Source organism: Kocuria oceani (genome assembly GCF_029524215.1).
Taxonomy (GTDB): domain Bacteria; phylum Actinomycetota; class Actinomycetes; order Actinomycetales; family Micrococcaceae; genus Kocuria; species Kocuria oceani.
The window spans coordinates 326185-341918 of the sequence record NZ_JARAMH010000004.1; the positions used below are offsets into that span (position 1 = coordinate 326185).

Genomic DNA, 15734 nt, shown 5'->3' on the forward strand with positions numbered 1-15734 from the left:
CATGACGACCCCTCACCTCGCAGACCTCACCACCGCCGCCGTCGGCGGTCCCGCCCGGCACTACGTGCGGGCGGAGACCGAGCGGGCGGTCGTGGAGGCCGTGGCGGAGGCCGACGCCGCCGGGCGGGCCGTGCTCGTGGTCGGCGGCGGCTCCAACCTCATCACGGCCGACGCCGGGTACGCGGGCACCGTGGTGCACGTGGCCTCCCGGGGCGTGCAGGTCGTGGCGGAGGACGCCGCCAGCGTGCTCCTGGAGGTCCAGGCCGGGCACTCCTGGGACGAGCTCGTGGCGCAGGCCGTGGCCGAGGAGCTGGTGGGCGTCGAGGCGCTCTCCGGCATCCCGGGCACCACCGGCGCCACCCCGGTGCAGAACGTGGGCGCCTACGGCCAGGAGGTCGCCCAGACCGTGGAGCTCGTGCGCGCCTGGGACCGGCACGAGCGCCGGGTGCGGGAGTTCGGCCCGGCCGAGCTGGCGTTCGCCTACCGCGACTCGGCGCTCAAGCGCAGCACCGTGGACGGCTCGCCCCGCCACGTGGTCCTCGCCGTGCGCTTCCGGCTCGCGCGCGGGACGGACAGCGCCCCCGTCCGCTACGGCGAGCTCGCCCGCCGGCTGGGCGTCGAGGTGGGGGAGCGGGCCCCGCTGGCGCGGGTCCGGGAGACGGTCCTGGCCCTGCGGGCCGGCAAGGGCATGGTGCTCGACCCCGCCGACCGGGACACGTACAGCACCGGCTCGTTCTTCACCAACCCGATCCTCCCCGCGGCCGCGCTCGGGGACCTGCTGCCCGCCGACGCCCCCCGGTTCCCCGTGGTGGACGCCGCCGGGCACCCGCTGGAGGACCGGGTCAAGCTCTCGGCCGCCTGGCTCATCGACCACGCCGGCTTCGGCAAGGGCTTCGGGCTGCCCGGGACGCGCAACGAGGTGCTGGACCTCGACGGCGCCGCGGTCGCCGGGGGCCGGGCCTCGCTCTCCACCAAGCACACGCTCGCGCTGACCAACCGCGGGGACGCCTCCGCGGCCGACCTCATGGCCCTGGCCCGCACCGTGCGCGACGGCGTGGCCTCGGTCTACGGGGTCGACCTGGTCGCGGAGCCCGTCATCGTGGGCACAGGGGTCTGAGGCGGCCGCGGTGAGCAGCCTCGAGGACGAGATCGCCCAGGGGGAGGACTCCGAGGGCCGGGTGCGCCGGACGCTGGGCCGGGTGCGCACCTGGGCCCGGGGCCACCCGCTGGTCTTCGTCGCCTACAAGACCGTCGTGACGGTCCTCGGCGGGGTGTTCGTGCTGGCCGGGCTGGTCATGCTCGTCGCCCCGGGACCGGGGTGGCTGGCGATCTTCCTGGGCCTGGGCATCTGGAGCACCGAGTACCACTGGGCGCACCGGCTCAACGTGTGGGCCAAGGGGCAGGTCATGCGCTGGTGGCGGTGGTGGCTGGCCCGCACCGCGGAGGGCCGGCACCGCCGGGCGCTGACCGGCCCGGCCGGGCTGGTGCCGGGGCCGCGTCACCTGCGCAGTCCCGGGGCCTGAGCCCGGCCGGGGCTCAGCCGGACCGGCGCAGCTGCGCGGCGACGAGCTCCAGGGCCCGTGCGGACGGGATCCCGAGCCCGGCGACCGTCTCGGCGTAGCGGCGGGCGGCCTCGACGGCCAGCTCCTCGCCGCGGTCCCCGGCACGCACGAAGCTGCCCAGGCGGCCGCGGGTCTCGATCACGCCGGCGGACTCCAGCTCCCGGTAGGCCTTGGCCACGGTGTTCGCCGCGAGACCGAGCGCCTCGGCGAGCCGGCGCACCGGCGGGAGCCGGGTGCCCGCCGGCAGCGTGCCGTCCTCCCGGCCCCGCAGCACCGCCTGCCGCAGCTGCTCGTAGGGCGGGCGCGGATCGGCCGGATCGACGGCCAGCCCCGCGGGCACCCCGGTCCCGGCCACGGCTAGAGGGTGCCGGTGGCGATGCGCAGCATGCGGCGCAGCGGCTCGGCCGCGCCCCACAGCAGCTGGTCGCCGATCGTGAAGGCGCTGATGTACTCCGGGCCCATGGCGAGCTTGCGGATCCGGCCCACGGGGATCTGCAGCGTCCCGGAGGTCGCCACGGGGGTCAGGGCCCGCATCGTGTCCTCCTTCGTGTTGGGCACCACGGTGGCCCACTCGTTGTCGGCGTCGATGATCCGCTCGATCTCCTCCACCGGCAGGTCCTCGCGCAGCTTGAGCGTCAGGGCCTGGGAGTGCGAGCGCATCGTGGCGATGCGCACGCACAGCCCGTCCATGGGCACCCAGTCCTGGGCGAAGCGGTCCGTGCGGCCGAGGATCTTGTTCGTCTCGGCCGCGGACTTCCACTCCTCACGGGACTGCCCGTTGCCGAGGTCGGCGTCGATCCAGGGGATCAAGGAGCCGGAGAGGGGCGCGCCGAACATCGAGCTGTCCAGGGCGTCGCCGCGCTGGGTCTCGAGAACCCTGCGGTCGATCTCCAGGATCGCGGAGGCGGGGTCGGCGAGCGCGTCGGCCACGGCGCCGTGCAGGGCCCCGAACTGCGTGAGCACCTCGCGCATGTGCCGGGCCCCGCCGCCGGAGGCCGCCTGGTAGGTCATGGACGTGGCCCACTCGACGAGGTCGTTGCGGAACAGCCCGCCCAGGCCCACGAGCAGGCAGGAGACCGTGCAGTTGCCGCCCACGAAATCCTTCACGCCGGCCTCGAGGCCCCGGTCGATGACGTCGCGGTTGACCGGGTCCAGCACGATGATGGCGTCGTCGTTCATCCGCAGGGTCGAGGCGGCGTCGATCCACAGCCCGTCCCATCCGCCGGCGCGCAGCTCGCCGTGCACGGCCTTGGTGTAGTCCCCGCCCTGGGCGGTGACGATCACCGGGAGCGAGGCCAGGCACTCGAGGTCGTAGGCGTCCTGCAGCACCCCGGCGTCCCCGGCGAACGAGGGAGCGGGCCGGCCGGCGCTCGAGGTGGAGAAGAACACCGGGGTGATGCCGGCGAAGTCACCCTCCTCCTGCATGCGCTGCATGAGCACGGAGCCCACCATGCCCCGCCAGCCGACGAACCCTACCTGATCACCCGAGCGAAAAGTCATGGCCCCCAGTCTAGTGGGAGCGGTGCAGGGCCCAGCGACGTCGCTTCTCCTTGACCGCCGGGGCGGGGGGCAGCGCACTGCCGGCGGCGATGAGGTCCTGGTACTGGGGGAAGCGGTGCAGGTAGTCCTGGACGTAGGTGCACGTCGGGCGCACGGTGGTCCCTTGCGCCCGGAAGCGCTCCAGGAGCAGCGTGACGAGGGTGCGGGCGTAGCCCTGGCGGCCGAACTGCTCGGCGATGATGGTGTGCTGCAGCTCGACCGTGCCGTCCTCGTGCTTCCGGAAGCCCTCGAAGCCGATGAACTGCTCCCCGTTCCACAGCTCGTAGCGGTCGAGGTCCGCGTTCTCCACGACGCGCAGCTGCTCGTCGTCGCGGATCGCCGGGTCGGGGTGCGGTGCGGTCACGGTCGTCCTCCTGGTCGTGGTGCGGTTCACGCTACCGGAGCGCCGGGACGGACGGAACAGGCCCGCGGCTCAGGAACGGGTGCGCCGGTCGACCCGGTAGCCGAGCCCGGTGCGGGAGACGGAGGGTCCCACGACCGGCTCCGTGGTCCACCCGTCGCCGAGCACGGGGGCGTGCGTGTCCCCCTCCACGGCGAGGTCGATGACCGTCACGAGCGCCTCCGTCACGGGGTCCCGGGGGTCGGCCAGGGCCTGCCGGTAGACCTCCCCGCCGCCGATCACCCAGATCCGCTCCGCGCCGGGGCTGCTCCGCGCCAGCGCGACGGCCTCGGGGTAGGACCGCGCGGTGCGCACGGCGCCGTCGCCGCCGCCGGGGACCACCCGCTCCGGGGCGGAGGTGATCACGATGTTGGTGCGCCCGGGCAGGGGACGGAAGCGCTCGGGGAACGACTCCCAGGTGCGCCGGCCCATGATCACGGGGTGGCCGGTGGTCGTGCGCCGGAAGAAGGCCAGGTCCTCCGGCAGGGACCAGGGCATCGTGCCGCCGCGGCCGATGACGCCCTCGGCGGTCTGCGCCCAGATCGCCCCGACCGTCCCCGCGGGGGCCTGCGGCGCGTCCGGTCCGGGGTGCGCGCTCATACGGCCACCGGCGCCGGGATCGCGGGGTGGTGGCGGTAGTCGAGGACCTCGAAGTCCTCGTAGGCGTAGTCGAAGAGGGAGCCGGGCCGCCGGGTCAGCCGCAGCCTTGGATAGGGGAAGGGCGTGCGGGAGAGCTGCTCGCGGACCTGCTCCACGTGGTTGTCGTAGACGTGGCAGTCCCCGCCGGTCCAGACGAACTCGCCGGGCACCAGGCCGGTCTGCTGGGCCACCATGACGGTGAGCAGGGCGTAGGAGGCGATGTTGAACGGCACGCCCAGGAACATGTCCGCCGAGCGCTGGTAGAGCTGGCACGAGAGCCGCCCCGGCCCGTCCTCGGCGGGCTCCACGTAGAACTGGAAGAGGGCGTGGCACGGCGGCAGCGCCATCTCGTCCACCTCGGCAGGGTTCCACGCCGTCACCACGTGCCGGCGGGAGTCCGGGTTCGTGCGGATCTGCTCCACGACCTTCGCGATCTGGTCGATCGAGCCGCCGCCGGGGGTGGGCCAGGAGCGCCACTGCACCCCGTAGACGGGCCCCAGGTCCCCGTTCTCGTCGGCCCACTCGTCCCAGATGGACACGCCGCGCTCCTGCAGCCAGCGCACGTTCGAGTCCCCGCGCAGGAACCACAGCAGCTCCAGCGCCAGGGAGCGGAAGTGCACCCGCTTGGTGGTCAGCAGCGGGAACGAGTCCGCGAGGTCGAAGCGGATCTGGCGGCCGAAGACGCTGCGGGTCCCGGTGCCCGTGCGGTCCGGCTTGTGCGCGCCCGTCTCGAGGACCTCGCGCAGGAGGTCCTCGTACGGGGTCGGCACGGGCTCGGACCCGGGCGTGGGCACGGGGGAGGGGGAGGTCATGAGGGGCTCCTCGGGCAGGGAGGCGGAAAGGTCAGTCGTCGAAGGGCTTCACGAGCTCCACGGAGACCACCCGCCGGCGGTGCCGGCGGGAGATCTGGAGCACGATCATCTCGCCCGGGGACAGGTACGGGTCCTTGGCGGGCAGCTGCCCGGCGAGCTCGGGAGTCATGTGCCGGGCGAGCACCTTGAGGACGGTCGGCAGCACCGGGCGGTGCGTGCACAGCGCGGCGGGGACGTCCTTGTCGAACAGGGTCTGCACCACGGCGGCGGCCTTCTTGGGGTGGCGCTTGTGGGAGGCCTCGGTGAGCTGGGGCCGTTCCCGCACGGTCACCCCGGCCTTGCGGGCGTAGGGCACCACGGTGGACAGGCAGCGCAGCCAGGGGGAGGTGACGATCCGCTCGGGGGACCACGCCCGCAGGAGCCGGGTGACGGCGAGCGCCTGCCGCTTCCCGGTCGCGGCCAGTGGCCGGTCGCCCTCGGCCCGGGACCACGACGAGCGCGGCTTGGCCTTGGCGTGGCGCACCACGATCGCCGGGCGGGTGGCGAGGTCGCCGCGGGCGTGCAGGTCCACGAGCGCGGCCAGGGGCTCGAGGTCGGAGGGGTTGGTCAGCATCCGGGCCGCCGTCCGGGGGTCCACCCAGCGGACCTCGTCGACCTCGCGCCCGTCGGGCACGGGCCGGGCACCGGCGCCGAACTCCGCCGCCCAGTAGCGCACGTCCTTGACGCCGTCCTTGACGCCGTAGCGGATCGTGGGCAGCGGGACGCCCAGGCGCGGGAGCAGGCCGATCTCCTCGCCCACCTCCCGGTGGGCGGTCTCGGGCAGGGTCTCGCCGGCGTCCTGCTTGCCCTTCGGGAACGACCAGTCGTCGTAGCGGGGGCGGTGGATGAGGAGGACCTCCACCCCGGTGCCCGCCCGGCGCCAGCACAGGCACCCCGCCGCCAGCACGTCGGCGGGGCGCGCGGACGTCCCGCCGCCCCGCGGAGCGGCCCGCCCGGCGGTCTCCTCCGGGGTCCTCCCGCCGGACGGCCCGGCAGGGGTCCCGGTGCTCTTCCCGGTGGTCTTCCCGGTGACCTTCCCGGCGGTCTTCCCGGTGACCTTCCCGGCGGTCTTCCCGGTGGTTCCCGGAGCGGTGTTCTCGGCGGTCCTGGGCATGGTCCCTCTCTCGTCCCGTGTCCGTGGTGCACCGCCGCGCCCCGGCCCGGGGTCCTCGGGTGGCACCTCCACGATGGTACCGGTGCTCAGATCGTGGGGCGGCCCAGGGCCCGGCTGCGCAGGAGGTGCTCCTGGACGTCCACCAGCGGGCGCCCCTCGGCGTCCCGGTGGTGACGGGTCCAGACCCCGTCCGCGCCCAGGTGCCAGCTGCTCGTGGCGTCCGAGGCGTACCGGGCCAGCAGCCGCACCAGCGACTCGGCCTGCTGCGGGTCGGTGATCCGCACGAGGGTCTCCACCCGGCGGTCCAGGTTGCGGTGCATCATGTCCGCCGAGCCGATGTAGACCAGCGGCTCCCCCGCGTTGCAGAACGCGAAGACCCGCGAGTGCTCCAGGAACCGGCCCAGCACCGAGCGGACCCGGATGTTCTCGCTCAGCCCCGGCACCCCCGGGCGCAGCGCGCAGATCCCGCGCACCACCACGTCCACGGGCACCCCGGCCTGGGACGCCCGGTAGAGGGCGTCGATGACGGCCTCGTCGACGATCGAGTTGCACTTGACCTGGATCCGGGCCTTCCGCCCGGCCCGGTGGTGGCGGATCTCGGCCTCGACCAGGTCGATCAGCCCCGAGCGCACCGAGCGGGGGGCGACCAGCAGGCGCTGGAAGGTGGTCTTCGGGGCGTAGCCGGAGAGCTGGTTGAACAGCCGCGAGACGTCCTCCCCGACCTCCGGGTCGCAGGTGAGCAGGCCCAGGTCCTCGTAGAAGCGCGCGGTGGAGGGGTGGTAGTTGCCGGTGCCGATGTGCACGTAGCGGCGCAGCCCCTGGTCGTCCTGGCGCACCACGAGGGAGAGCTTGCAGTGGGTCTTCAGCCCCACGATGCCGTAGACCACGTGCACCCCGGCCTGCTCGAGCTTGCGGGCCCAGGAGATGTTCGCCTGCTCGTCGAAGCGGGCCTTGATCTCCACCAGCGCCAGGACCTGCTTGCCGGCCTCGGCGGCGTCGATGAGCGCGTCCACGATCGGGGAGTCCCCGGAGGTGCGGTACAGGGTCTGCTTGATCGCCTGGACCTTCGGGTCCGCGGCGGCCTGCTCCAGGAAGGCCTGCACGCTGGTGGCGAAGGAGTCGTAGGGGTGGTGCAGCAGCACGTCCCGGGACCGGGTCGCGGCGAAGACGTCGGCGGCCTTGGCGGTCTCCGCGGCGTTGAGGTAGCGGGAGGTGTGCGCCACGTGGCGGGGATAGTGCAGCTCCGGGCGGTCCACACCGGCGATGACCCCCAGCCCGCGCAGGTCCAGCGGGGCGGGCAGGCGGTAGATCTCGGACTCGTCGATGCCCAGCTCGGAGACGAGCAGCTCGAGGACCTCCGCGCTGATGCTGTCCGTGACCTCCAGGCGCACCGCCGGGCCGAAGCGGCGGCGCAGCAGCTCCTTCTCCAGGGCCTGCAGCAGGTTCTCGGCGTCGTCCTCCTCGACCTCCAGGTCCTCGTTGCGGGTCACCCGGAACACCTGGTGCTCCTCGACCTCCATCCCGGGGAACAGGTCGTCCAGGTGCTGGGCGATGACGTCCTCGAGCGGGATGAAGCGGGCCTGACCGTGCGGGGTGCGGGCCGCGCCCGGCGCGTCCACCGAGAGCAGCCGGGGCAGCTGGTCCGGGACCTTGACGCGGGCGAACAGCCGCTTGCCCGACTGCGGGTTGCGGACCATCACGGCCAGGTTGAGGCTGAGCCCGGAGATGTAGGGGAACGGGTGGGCCGGGTCCACCGCCAGCGGCGTGAGGATCGGGAAGACCTTCCGGTGGAAGTCCCGGGTGAGCCGCTCCCGGGTGGGGTCGTCGAGGTCCTCCCACCCGATGAGGTGGATGTCCTCCCGGGCCAGCTCGGGGCGGACCAGGTCGTGGAAGGCCCGCGCGTGGCGCTCCTGCAGCTCGTGGGCGCGCACCGCGATGGTGGCCATCTGCTCCGCGGGGGAGTGCCCCGAGGCCGCGGGCCGGGCGATGCCCGTGGCGATGCGCCGCTTGAGACCGGCCACCCGGACCATGAAGAACTCGTCCAGGTTGGAGGCCACGATGGACAGGAAGTGCACCCGCTCCAGCAGGAACAGGTCCGGGTCCTCCGCCAGCTCCAGGACCCGGGTGTTGAAGGCGATCCAGCTGGCCTCCCGGTCGAGGAAGCGCTCGGGTCCGTGCGAGCCCTCGAGCACCTGCCGGGCGGCGGGCACGGGGTCGTCGATCCGGTCGCGGTCCCCGTGCCCGCGGGCGGCGTCGGCCAGCTCGGCGGCGCCGTCCGCGGACGGCGCCGCCGGCTCCGCCTCCGGGGGTGCGGCCGGGTGCGGGGCCGGCGCGGGCTGCGGGGCGTCCTGCTGGTGCGTGGTCATGGTGATCCTGTCTGGTGGGGCCGGTGCGGGACCGGGCCGGGGCGCGGGCGGAGGGGTCAGGCGGGGGCGTCGCGGGCGTACATCACGTCGAGGTGCCAGGGCCGGAAGCCCAGGCGCTCGTACAGCCGCAGCGCCGCGGTGTTGTCGCCGTCCACGTAGAGCATGACCTCGCCCAGACCCTGCCGGGCGAGGTGGTTGACCCCCGCGGCGGTCAGGGCCCGGCCCAGGCCGGTGCCCTGGTGCTCGGGGGCGACGCCCACGGCGTAGACCTCGCCCAGGGCGGGGCGCTCGCCGTCCCCGGGGTGGACCTTGGTCCAGTGGAAGCCGGCCACGGTGCCCGGCTCCCCGGACCGGACCGCCAGCAGGAACCCCGCCGGGTCGAACCAGGGCTCGGCCTCCCGCTGCCGGAGGTCCTCGAGGGTCATCCGGCCCTGCTCGGGGTGGCCGGCGAACGCGGCCGCGTTGACGCGCAGCCATTCGTCCTCGTCCCGGCCGGGCTCGAAGGCCCGCAGCCGGTAGCCGGCGGGCATCGCCTCGGGCAGGGGCAGGTCGGGCGCGCCGCCCAGCGGGCGGAGCAGGCGGTGCAGGTCGCGCACCGGCACCAGTCCGTGCCGGGCGGCCAGCGCCGCCGCGCCGGGGTGGCCGCCGTGGGCCCACGCCCGGACCGCGTCCGCGGTCTCCTCGGCCAGGGCCGCGGCCAGCGCCGCCCCGATCCCGCCGCGGCGGTGCCCGGGGTCCACCACGAGCTCCACGAGCGCGGCGTCGTCGTCGGGCTCCTGGACACGGACCGCCGCGCCGAGCAGCTCCCCGCCGGAGGCCCGTGCGAGGACCGTGCGCACCCGTCCGCCGGGTGCGGTCCGCAGGTCCACGAGCGTCTGGTCGGAGAACGGCGGGTCGCCGTCCGCGGCCTCGGCCCGGGAGGCGAGGCCCGTGATCTCCTCGACCGGGGCGACGGCCGGGCGGTCGAGCTCGTACGGCACGGACTGGGGCATCTGGACCTCCTGCGGAACGGGGCGGCGGGACGGACGGGCCGGTGGGCCGGTGCTCAGTGCTCCCGGCTCCGGCTCGTGGCGAAGCTGTAGCCCACGTTACGCACCGTGGTGATCAGGTGCTCGTGGTCGGCGCCCAGCTTGGCCCGCAGCCGCCGCACGTGCACGTCCACGGTGCGGGTGCCGCCGTAGTAGTCGTAGCCCCAGACCTCGCTCAGCAGCTGCGCGCGGGTGAAGACCCGTCCGGAGTGCTGGGCCAGGAACTTCAGCAGCTCGAACTCCTTGTAGGTCAGGTTCAGCGGCTGGCCGTTGACGTGGGCGGAGTAGGCGGCGTCGTCGATGACCACCGAGCCCGCGCGGATCCGGGTGTCGTCCTCGGGCGCCTCGGCCGTGCGGGAGGAGGCCAGGCGCAGCCGGGCCTCGACCTCAGCCGGGCCGGCGGTGTCGAGCACCACGTCGTCGACCATCCAGTTCGCGGCCACCGCGGCCATCCCGCCCTCCGTCAGGACCATCAGCAGCGGTGCCGCCAGGCCCTTCGTGGTGAGCAGCTGGGCGAGGTTGCGCGCGGTGATCAGGTCGGTGCGCCCGTCCAGCAGCACCACGTCGGGGTGGCGGCCGTCGAGGCTGCCCGAGACGGTGCGGGTCGGGGCGACCGTCACCCGGTGGTTGAGCAGGTCGAGGGCCGGCAGCACCGATGCCGAGGGACCGTCCGCGTCGGTCAGCATCAGGATCTGGAACACTCGTGCTTCTCCACTCTGGCGTACGGGCTGAGCTGTCAGTATAAGTCGGCGCCGATCCCCGCCCGCGCGACCCGGCCCCGACGCGGGGCGCCGCGCGCCCCGGCCCCCTCTCCCGGCCAGCCGCTATCGTTGCTCGTGTCCGCCCGGTCGCGCCGGTCCGGGCGCCGGCCCCGACCCTCGACAGTGCAGGAATCCGATCGCCATGAGATACGCCATGATCGCCGCGTGCAGCGTGCTCAGTCTGGCGGCGGCCCTGGCCGCGGTCGTGGTCGCCGGTCCCGCGCCGCTGCTCCTGGCCGCCGGGATGTCCCTGGTGATCGGCTTCGGCTGGCCCGCCGCCACCGGCATCGCCGCCCGGCACCGGCACAACGTGATCATGAGCGCCGCCGGCGTCGTGGCCGCGCTGCTCGTCCAGACCCTGCCCGGTCAGCAGCTCGTGTGGCTGCCCGCGGTCGTGGGGGTGGCCCTGGTGACCGTGTTCGCGGCGGAGCTGGTGCGCGGCGAGGGCGCCGAGCACCGGCTGGAGTCCACGATCGCCTCCACGGCGGGGGTGCTCGCCACGGTCAGCTCCTCCGGCTGGATCGCCCTGGCCAGCGACTACCGGGCGACCGGCCCGGACCCCGTGCAGCTGGTGGTGGTCGGCGCCGTGGTGGCCGCGCTGGTGGCCGTCGTGGGCGCCCGGGTCATCTCGTCGGCCCCGAAGCGCTCGCCGAAGCGGGGGGTGGTGGCCCTCGGCGTGACCCCTGTGGCGTTCCTCGGCGTGGGGGCTCTGTTCACGGCCCGCCTGGTGAGCACCGTGGTAGCTTAGGGACCATGCTTGCACTCGAGATCTTCTACCTGGTCCTGCTGGGCATCTCCGGTCTGTTCATCGCCGGGATCTCCCTCAAGGTGATCCTCGGCCTGTTCAAGGGACAGCACTAGTTCCGTGCCGATCGAGATCCCCTCGGATCTGACTCCCGAGCTCGTCCCGTTCGCCTGGCTGCTGGGCGCCTGGGAGGGCGACGGCTTCATGGGCTACGGCGAGGTCGAGCAGCGGCCCTTCCGGCAGCGCGTGACCTTCGAGCAGAACGGCCTGCCGTTCCTCGAGTACCGGGCCGAGACCACGCTCCTCGACGAGGAGGGGCAGCCCATGCGCCCGGCCACCGTGGAGCAGGGCTTCTGGCAGCTCGACCGCACCCTGGAGGACGGCGACGTCGGCCCCGGGATGCTCCCGCCGGACCTCGTGCCGGTGCTCAAGGGCGCCGAGGACGTCGAACGGCTGCGCAACGGCGACGGCGGCTTCGACGTCCTGGTGACCCTCACGCACCCCGGTGGCATCGCCGAGCTCTACGTGGGCCAGATCAAGGGGCCCCGCATCGACCTCGCCACGGACGCCGTCGTGCGTGCCCGGGGCGCCAAGCAGTACAGCTCCTCGACCCGGATGTACGGTCTGGTCCACGGCGACCTGTTCTGGGCCTGGGACATGGCCGCCTTCGGCGAGCCGCTGGCCACGCACGCCTCCGCCCAGCTCAAGAAGGTCGGCTGATCCCCGTGACCGCCTACCGCTCGCCCCTGCTCGGACGCCCGGGCGCCGTCGAGGCCGAGGACCTGGACCGTGGGGTCGCCGCCCACTACGGCGACCCGCTGCGCGAGCAGCGCGCCCTGGTGCGCACCCCCGGCACCGTGGTCGACCTCTCCCAGAAGGGCGTCGTCACCGTCACCGGTCCGGACCGCCTCAGCTGGCTGACCACGCTCTCCTCGCAGGTGCTCACCAGGCTCGTCCCGGGCAGCAGCGCCGAGACCCTGTTCCTCTCCGTGCAGGGACGCATCGAGACCGCGCCGCACGTCGTGGACGACGGCACCAGCACGTGGCTGATCACCGAGGCCGACGAGACCGCCCCGCTGGTCGCGTGGCTGGAGTCCATGCGCTTCGCGCTGCGCGTGGAGGTGGCCGACCGCTCCGGCGAGTGGGCCGTGCTCGGCGCCTCCGGTCCCGCGCCCGCGCTGGGCGACGGGCCGGCCTGGCGCGACCCCTGGCCCGCGGTCGCCCCGGGCGGATGGAGCTACGCCGCCCTCGACGGCCCGCACCCGGGGGAGGAGCGCACCTGGTGGGAGCACCTGGTGCCCCGCGCCGAGCTGGACGCCCTGACCCGCGAGCTGCCCCTCGCCGGCGCGTGGGCGGCCGAGGCGCTGCGGATCGCCGCCTGGCGCCCGCGCTGGGGGGCCGAGACGGACGAGCGGACGATCCCGCACGAACTCGACCTCCTGCGCACCGCCGTGCACCTGCAGAAGGGCTGCTACAAGGGGCAGGAGACCGTGGCCCGCGTGCACAACCTGGGCCACCCGCCCCGGCGGCTCGTGCTGCTCGACCTCGACGGCTCCGAGCACACGCTGCCCTCCCCGGGCGCCGAGGTCCTCGCGGGCGAGCGGACCGTCGGCCGGGTCACCTCCGTGCAGCTGCACCACGAGCAGGGCCCCATCGCGCTGGCCGTGCTCAAGCGCACCGCCGACCCCGAGGCCCGGCTCCTCGTCACGGACGGCGAGCAGCACTGGGCCGCCGCCCAGCAGGTCGTGGTCCAGCCCGACGCCGGCCAGGTGGTCGGGCGGCAGTCCGGCTTCCTCCGCGGCCCCCGGGGCGAGCGCCCCTAGCACGAACCCCGCAGGGTCGTGCCGGACGGCCCACGGCAGGCCCTCCGGGGTCCCGGCCCACCGGGAGCGCAGGCCGCGGCCGGCGCCGGCACGGGCGGTCCTCGGCAGGGGGGACCGACTACCGCCCCCGCACCGAGCCGCCCGCCCAGCCGCGCACGGCGTGGATGCGGGCGCTCTTGGGGTAGCACCCCGGACCCTCCGACCGCGATCCGATCTCGAACAGGTCCAGCATGAGGATCAGCGGATAGCCCGGAGCCGCCGCGGACCGTGCGACGACGACTCCCTCGCAGCCGATCACCGTGCCCGCGGGCCCCCACTGGACCGACCACGTGTGGGGGAGCGAGGCGTCGAGGGGAACGGTCACCTCCACCATCTCGGTGACCAGAGCCGGGTCACCGTGGGCCTTCAGCCCGCAGCGGGCACCGCTCTCCACCCGGCCGACGGCGCTCGCGTCGATCTCGAAGACGCAGATCTCCCCGCTGTGCTCGGGCGAGAGGTGCTCCGTCCCGACGAGCCACGCAGCCAGCATGCAGCCGTCGTCGGCACTCGCGCTGACCGTGACGTCCACCCGACCCGACGAGGGGGCCCACAGCAGGCACTCCGGGGTCCCGGTGCGCACCACCAGGCCATCGGGGCGGTGGCGGTGCGTGCCCCGTCCTGACCCCGGCGGACCGGAGAACACCCCGGTCTGCAGGTTCGAGACCCGCAGCGGCGCGTCCTCCGGTCGCCAGTCCGGCTGGTCCTCGTCGATCCGCAGACGGATCCCGGCGCCGTCCAGGTCGTACCGGGCACGGGACCGCTCCGGCGTGCTCCAGTGCGGGAGGTAGTGATCGACCCACAGGTCCTCCCGCAGACGCGGCCCCCGGAAGTCGTCCGCCACGTCGGGCGCGCGCCCGGGTGCCGCCGGGAACGTCTCGACCTCGTCGACCATGGCACCGTTCTGCCCGGGGCGCCGCCGGGAGCACAGGGGCCCGGCAGGCGGGATCAGCGGCCGAAGAGGACCCGGGCCTCGTCCCAGCGGTGCTGGGGCACGGTCTTGAGCCCGGCCAGGGCCTCGCCGAAGGGCACCCGGACCATGTCGGTGCCGCGGATGGCGACCATCTGGCCCCAGCCCTTGTCGGTGACCAGGTCCACGGCGGCCAGCCCGAAGCGGGTGGCCAGGACCCGGTCGAAGCCGGTGGGGGCCCCGCCGCGCTGGATGTGGCCCAGGATCGTGTTGCGGGTCTCGATCCCGGTGGCGGCCTCGATCTGCTCGGTGACGTACTCCCCGACCCCACCCAGCCGGGGCCGGCCGGAGGCCTCGATGCCCTTGCCGGCGAGCACGTCGCCGTGGCCCTCGGGGATGAAGCCCTCGGCCACGACCACCAGCGGGGAGCGGCCGCGCTCGTGCACCTCGGTGACCCAGGCGCAGACCTGCTCCATGGACACCGACTGCTCGGGGATCAGCACCGCGTGCGCCCCGGCGGACATCCCCGAGTGCAGGGCGATCCACCCGACGTGGCGGCCCATGACCTCGGCGACCATGCAGCGGTGGTGGGACTCCCCGGTGGTGCGCAGCCGGTCCATCGCGTCGGTGGCGATCTGCACGGCGGTGTCGAAGCCGAAGGTGTAGTCGGTGGCCTGCAGGTCGTTGTCGATGGTCTTGGGCACCCCCACCACCGGCAGCCCGGCCTCGGCCAGACGCTTCGCCCCGGCCAGGGTGCCCTCCCCGCCGATGGCCACGATCGCGTCGATGTGGTGGCGTTCGAGCATCACGGCGATCTTCTCCGGCCCGCCGCCGGGACCGTCGTAGGGGTTGGTGCGGGAGGTGCCCAGGATGGTGCCGCCCTCCCGGGCCAGCCCCCGCACCCGGGTGCGGGGCAGGTCCATGATGTCGCCCTCCACGACCCCGCGCCAGCCGTCGCGGAAGCCCACGAACTCGTGGCCGTGGCTCTTGATCCCGTGCAGCACCGCCGCCCGGATCACCGCGTTGAGCCCGGGGCAGTCCCCGCCGCTGGTCAGCAGTCCGATCTTCATCCGTACAGTCTCCTCCGGGTCGGCGGCGTGCGAGTCGGCCGGACGTGCACCGGCTCGACCAGTCTAGTGAACGGGCTCCGCGGCGGGGCCGCGGCCGGCCGGGCGGTCCGGGCCCCCGGGCTGCGGGACCGGGCCTAGACTGCGGGGAAAGGGGTCGGACGGGCCCGGAAGGAGGTCTGCGGTGAACGAGGACATGGAACCGGTCCGGGAGAACCTGCGGGAGTTCATCGACAAGCTGGTCGATCAGGGCTACACGGTGCGGGACGGGCAGTCGCCGGACCCGGACCTGATCGACCCGGGGGGCTCGGCGGTGCAGACCTGGCGGGAGGACTACCCCTACGAGGAGCGGCTGGACCGGGAGGACTACGAGCTGGAGAAGTACCGGCTGCAGATCGAGCTGCTGAAGTTCCAGTACTGGGGCCAGGACCACGACCTCAAGCACGTCATCGTGTTCGAGGGCCGCGACGCGGCCGGCAAGGGCGGGACGATCAAGCGCTTCACCGAGCACCTGAACCCGCGTGCGGCCCGGGTGGTGGCCCTCACCAAGCCCTCCGACCGGGAACGGGGGCAGTGGTACTTCCAGCGCTACATCGGCCACCTGCCCACCGCCGGGGAGATCGTGATGTTCGACCGCTCCTGGTACAACCGGGCCAACGTGGAGCGGGTGATGGGCTTCTGCTCGGACGCGGAGTACGAGGACTTCATGATCCAGGCCCCGGTGTTCGAGAAGATGCTGGTGGAGTCGGGCATCCATCTGACCAAGTTCTGGTTCTCCGTCACCCAGCACGAGCAGCGCACCCGCTTCGCGATCCGCCAGATCGACCCGGTGCGCCGCTGGAAGCTCTCCCCGATGGACCTGGCCTCCCTGGACCGGTGGGAGGACTACACCG

The 15734-nt window shown here is 74.0% G+C and carries 17 protein-coding genes; 6 read left to right on the plus strand and 11 right to left on the minus strand.

Going from position 1 to position 15734, the window contains the following annotated elements; genetic code table 11:
* The first annotated feature begins 1 nt into the window (after nt 1).
* Together PU704_RS06845 and PU704_RS06850 are read left to right on the plus strand one after the other, a co-directional pair.
* Nucleotides 2–1117: a UDP-N-acetylmuramate dehydrogenase gene (locus PU704_RS06845; protein ID WP_277550776.1), complete on the plus strand. Its 1116-nt coding sequence runs from the start codon at nt 2–4 to the stop codon at nt 1115–1117.
* Between the two features lie 10 nt (nt 1118–1127).
* Nucleotides 1128–1523 carry a PGPGW domain-containing protein gene (locus PU704_RS06850; protein WP_277550777.1) on the plus strand — a complete coding sequence of 132 codons (396 nt, stop codon included), beginning with the start codon at nt 1128–1130 and terminating at the stop codon, nt 1521–1523.
* Nucleotides 1524–1536: 13 nt separating this feature from the next.
* Here PU704_RS06850 and PU704_RS06855 read toward each other — a convergent pair whose 3' ends face one another.
* The 9 genes from PU704_RS06855 to PU704_RS06895 all read right to left on the minus strand — a co-directional run bounded on the left by PU704_RS06855 (nt 1537) and on the right by PU704_RS06895 (nt 10200).
* Nucleotides 1537–1917 (minus strand): GntR family transcriptional regulator, encoded by a 381-nt coding sequence (locus PU704_RS06855; RefSeq protein WP_238986044.1) that lies wholly within the window; start codon nt 1915–1917, stop codon nt 1537–1539.
* A 2-nt stretch (nt 1918–1919) separates the two neighbouring features.
* Nucleotides 1920–3062, minus strand: coding sequence for an aspartate-semialdehyde dehydrogenase (gene asd, locus PU704_RS06860; RefSeq protein WP_277550778.1), 1143 nt, complete (start codon nt 3060–3062; stop codon nt 1920–1922).
* Nucleotides 3063–3072: 10 nt separating this feature from the next.
* The gene (locus PU704_RS06865; protein WP_277550779.1) at nt 3073–3465 is read right to left on the minus strand and encodes a GNAT family N-acetyltransferase; all 393 of its coding nucleotides are present in this window, start codon (nt 3463–3465) and stop codon (nt 3073–3075) included.
* A 69-nt stretch (nt 3466–3534) separates the two neighbouring features.
* Entirely contained in the window at nt 3535–4101 is a 567-nt protein-coding gene (locus tag PU704_RS06870) for a dihydrofolate reductase (protein WP_277550780.1), read from the minus strand.
* Nucleotides 4098–4952 carry a thymidylate synthase gene (locus tag PU704_RS06875; RefSeq protein WP_277550781.1) on the minus strand — a complete coding sequence of 285 codons (855 nt, stop codon included), beginning with the start codon at nt 4950–4952 and terminating at the stop codon, nt 4098–4100. Before PU704_RS06875 ends, PU704_RS06870 begins: the two co-directional genes overlap by 4 nt.
* 31 nt (nt 4953–4983) lie before the next feature.
* Complete coding sequence (locus PU704_RS06880; RefSeq protein WP_277550782.1) at nt 4984–6105, minus strand: NUDIX hydrolase; 1122 nt, start codon at nt 6103–6105, stop codon at nt 4984–4986.
* Nucleotides 6106–6191: 86 nt separating this feature from the next.
* Nucleotides 6192–8471, minus strand: a complete 2280-nt coding sequence (locus tag PU704_RS06885) for an RNA degradosome polyphosphate kinase (RefSeq protein ID WP_277550783.1) — start codon at nt 8469–8471, stop codon at nt 6192–6194.
* 56 nt (nt 8472–8527) lie between these two features.
* Complete coding sequence (mshD, locus tag PU704_RS06890) at nt 8528–9463, minus strand: mycothiol synthase (protein ID WP_277550784.1); 936 nt, start codon at nt 9461–9463, stop codon at nt 8528–8530.
* 53 nt (nt 9464–9516) lie between these two features.
* Nucleotides 9517–10200: a response regulator transcription factor gene (locus PU704_RS06895; protein ID WP_139318471.1), complete on the minus strand. Its 684-nt coding sequence runs from the start codon at nt 10198–10200 to the stop codon at nt 9517–9519.
* A 202-nt stretch (nt 10201–10402) separates the two neighbouring features.
* Here PU704_RS06895 and PU704_RS06900 point away from each other — a divergent pair, with 202 nt between their 5' ends.
* The 3 genes from PU704_RS06900 (at nt 10403) to ygfZ (ending at nt 12828) form a co-directional block, all read left to right on the plus strand.
* On the plus strand, nt 10403–11008 hold the full coding sequence (locus PU704_RS06900) for a hypothetical protein (protein WP_047803681.1): 606 nt from the start codon (nt 10403–10405) through the stop codon (nt 11006–11008).
* Nucleotides 11009–11125: 117 nt separating this feature from the next.
* Nucleotides 11126–11725, plus strand: a complete 600-nt coding sequence (locus PU704_RS06905; RefSeq protein ID WP_075871770.1) for a heme-binding beta-barrel domain-containing protein — start codon at nt 11126–11128, stop codon at nt 11723–11725.
* A 5-nt stretch (nt 11726–11730) separates the two neighbouring features.
* Nucleotides 11731–12828, plus strand: a complete 1098-nt coding sequence (gene ygfZ, locus PU704_RS06910) for a CAF17-like 4Fe-4S cluster assembly/insertion protein YgfZ (RefSeq protein WP_277550786.1) — start codon at nt 11731–11733, stop codon at nt 12826–12828.
* 118 nt (nt 12829–12946) lie between these two features.
* Here ygfZ and PU704_RS06915 read toward each other — a convergent pair whose 3' ends face one another.
* Both PU704_RS06915 and PU704_RS06920 read right to left on the minus strand, forming a co-directional pair.
* Entirely contained in the window at nt 12947–13759 is an 813-nt protein-coding gene (locus PU704_RS06915) for a LamG domain-containing protein (protein WP_277550788.1), read from the minus strand.
* Between the two features lie 53 nt (nt 13760–13812).
* Nucleotides 13813–14844, minus strand: a complete 1032-nt coding sequence (locus PU704_RS06920) for a 6-phosphofructokinase (protein ID WP_277550789.1) — start codon at nt 14842–14844, stop codon at nt 13813–13815.
* Between the two features lie 193 nt (nt 14845–15037).
* On the opposite strand from PU704_RS06920, the gene ppk2 reads away from it, so the two are divergent.
* A partial coding sequence (ppk2, locus tag PU704_RS06925; RefSeq protein WP_277550800.1) for a polyphosphate kinase 2 occupies nt 15038–15734 on the plus strand: 697 nt, incomplete at its 3' end.